The sequence below is a fragment of the Microvirga sp. P4_G7 genome, from assembly GCF_056401005.1.
The window spans coordinates 1-2,305 of sequence record NZ_JBFUKD010000595.1; the positions used below are offsets into that span (position 1 = coordinate 1).

4 protein-coding genes are annotated in these 2,305 nt (G+C 59.1%); all 4 read right to left on the reverse strand.

The annotated features are described in order from the left end of the window. A partial coding sequence (locus AC1DT3_RS18380; protein ID WP_477466667.1) for a hypothetical protein occupies positions 1 to 210 on the reverse strand: 210 nt, incomplete at its 3' end. Continuing rightward, the gene (locus AC1DT3_RS18385; protein ID WP_477466668.1) at positions 188 to 1,060 is read right to left on the reverse strand and encodes a hypothetical protein; all 873 of its coding nucleotides are present in this window, start codon (positions 1,058 to 1,060) and stop codon (positions 188 to 190) included. The genes AC1DT3_RS18380 and AC1DT3_RS18385, both read right to left, overlap by 23 nt. Positions 1,061 to 1,062: 2 nt before the next feature. Then, the gene (locus tag AC1DT3_RS18390) at positions 1,063 to 1,320 is read right to left on the reverse strand and encodes a hypothetical protein (protein WP_477466669.1); all 258 of its coding nucleotides are present in this window, start codon (positions 1,318 to 1,320) and stop codon (positions 1,063 to 1,065) included. 166 nt (positions 1,321 to 1,486) lie between these two features. Beyond that, a partial coding sequence (locus tag AC1DT3_RS18395; protein WP_477466670.1) for a helix-turn-helix transcriptional regulator occupies positions 1,487 to 2,305 on the reverse strand: 819 nt, incomplete at its 5' end.

Below are 2,305 nucleotides of genomic sequence, written 5' to 3' on the forward strand. Positions count from 1 at the left end.
AGTGCCTGACATTCCAGTAACCCACGTCAAATCGTAGTCGGGGGCGCTTGCCGTCACATCGAATTCGTGGCGCTTGAGGATGGTGGCTATTTCGGCCGAGAGTTCGTTCGGTTTTCCCGTCGCGATATCGCTGACGCCCGGCAACTTGAGAGACAGGCTCAGAGCCAACAAAACGAGAAACAAAATGCTAAGCGCGGGCCGGGATGTCATGTCGAACTCCGATCAGACAGATTCCCACCGTGGCTCCGAGAATAACCCAGCTCGTAACCGTCGATCCGACAGGTCCGTGTATCAACTCGAAATGATCGCGATAGAGCCCGATCAAGCTGATACGCGAGACATTGATCATGACGACTGCGGTGCAGGCAGCGGCAATCCAAGCGAAGTCCCAGAGTGAACCTTTGCGGTTGAGCATTTCGCTGATCGTCACCCAACACAGGATGGCGAGCGAGACATTGGCGAGGGAGGAACACGCTGGCGCAATCCAGAGATAGCCGGAGCCGTCTGCAAACTGAATCGCATTGCCGATCTGTTTCGTCCCGACGAGCCAACCGACCAGCGCGGCGTCGCCCTGTAGTATCAGGTCACTGAGGGAGGCGAATAGCAGTCGCCCCCAGAACATCGGAATGGTCACGGCAAACATGATCGCCGCGCCGCGCCTTGCGAAGCTCGATGGAGGAGACGTGCGCAAGACATAGATGGCGAGGCCGGACATCGCCAGCCAGCTCAAGGGGACGATCGGCAGAACGAATGCGACGACGCAGCCGAAGGCCACGATCCAATCCCACCGATTTGCGGACCGTGAAATCTCCCGGAGCAAAAAAGTGATCCCGATGGCGCATGCGCACCAGACGATGACACTCACATCGAAGGTGTTGGCGAGAGCGGCTGAAACGCCGTTCTCGGTCACGGCGACGATGATGCGTTCCGTAATCCCGTTCAGAAAGCCCAACAGAACGAGACCCGCGAATAGCACGTTGCGGGCGACGGGTCTTTGAGCCGCACGCTGGAAGGCGGAGACATCCGCCTGCCAAGCTTGGCCATCGACCGTCCTACGCAAGCTTAAGTAACCTTACGGCGCCGACGGTCCCAGCGGACCAGGGCATAACCACCGGCGATCACCAGAAACGGAAGTCCAGCACCCGCGATAGGACCAGGCGCACCTGCCGATCCTCCGCCTCCGCCACCACCGCCGCCGCCGGTTCCACCATTGCCCCCAGAGTTATTTCCGTGATTCGACCAATAGGCGGTCACCGCCGCTCCGGCCGTGACCGTCGAAAACGCGATCACGGCGCAAAGTATCTTAATCCAACTGAACATCGCTGCCTCCAACCACAGAATCTCTGTGTTACAGTTTCAACTGTGCGCGCCGGTGGGGGCCTTGCCTACCGTTCAAAGGAGGTACGACCCGGCCCTTTCGAAATAGAGTTCGATTTTTCGCATCTCGGAATAGCCATGGAACAAATTGATTTTGCGCGTGAATTTCCTACAGAATCGTCTCGACTCGTGTCTCGTTGGCCGTCTTGATGGCGCGGCGCGCATCCGAGGGAGACTTGCCGGTCCAGCGCTGAAAGGCGTGCACGAACGAGCTGACCTCGCTGTAGCCGAGGAGCCACGCGATCTGAGAAATCGAGAGATCGTAATTCTGCAGGTAGCGCGTCGACAATTCGGACCGGAGATCGTCCAGAATTGTACTGAAGGTGAGGCCCTCGGCCGCCAGTTTGCGCGACAACGTCCTGGTGCTCAGGCCAAGATCGCTGGCGATCGTCGCCACGTTGGCGCTGCCGTCGGACAAGCGCGGCGAGATGGCGTTCTCGACACGGGTGCGCAAGGGGTTTTCCTGCCATTTTCTCTGTGAGGAAGCCTCTTCGCAGTACCGCACCATGAACCTGTTGAGATGCGGGTCCGCGGTCAGGATCGGCGCTTCCGCGACCTGGGGATCAAAACTGATACGATCGCCCGTGGCGCCGAAATGAATCGGGCATTCGAAATAGCGCTCCAATTCCGCGGCATCGCTATCATTTTGATGGATGAACCCGACGTAGATGGGCGAGAGCTCGCGGCTCGTGAGAATCCTTGCGGCCCTCAGCGCGCACGTGAGCCAGAAGACCATCTGCTGTCGATCGAGGTGGCGTTCGACGCCGACATACTCGAAATCCATCGAGAGCCCGCTCGCACCGCGGTTCGCCGTGGTCCGCAAACTCTCGTTGACGACCGAACTGTATCGCGAAGCGTGGTCGATGGCCTCGCCGAGCCTCTGGGACGAGGCCATGACGTAGTAGAAGGCGCCGAATTCCCTCAGATC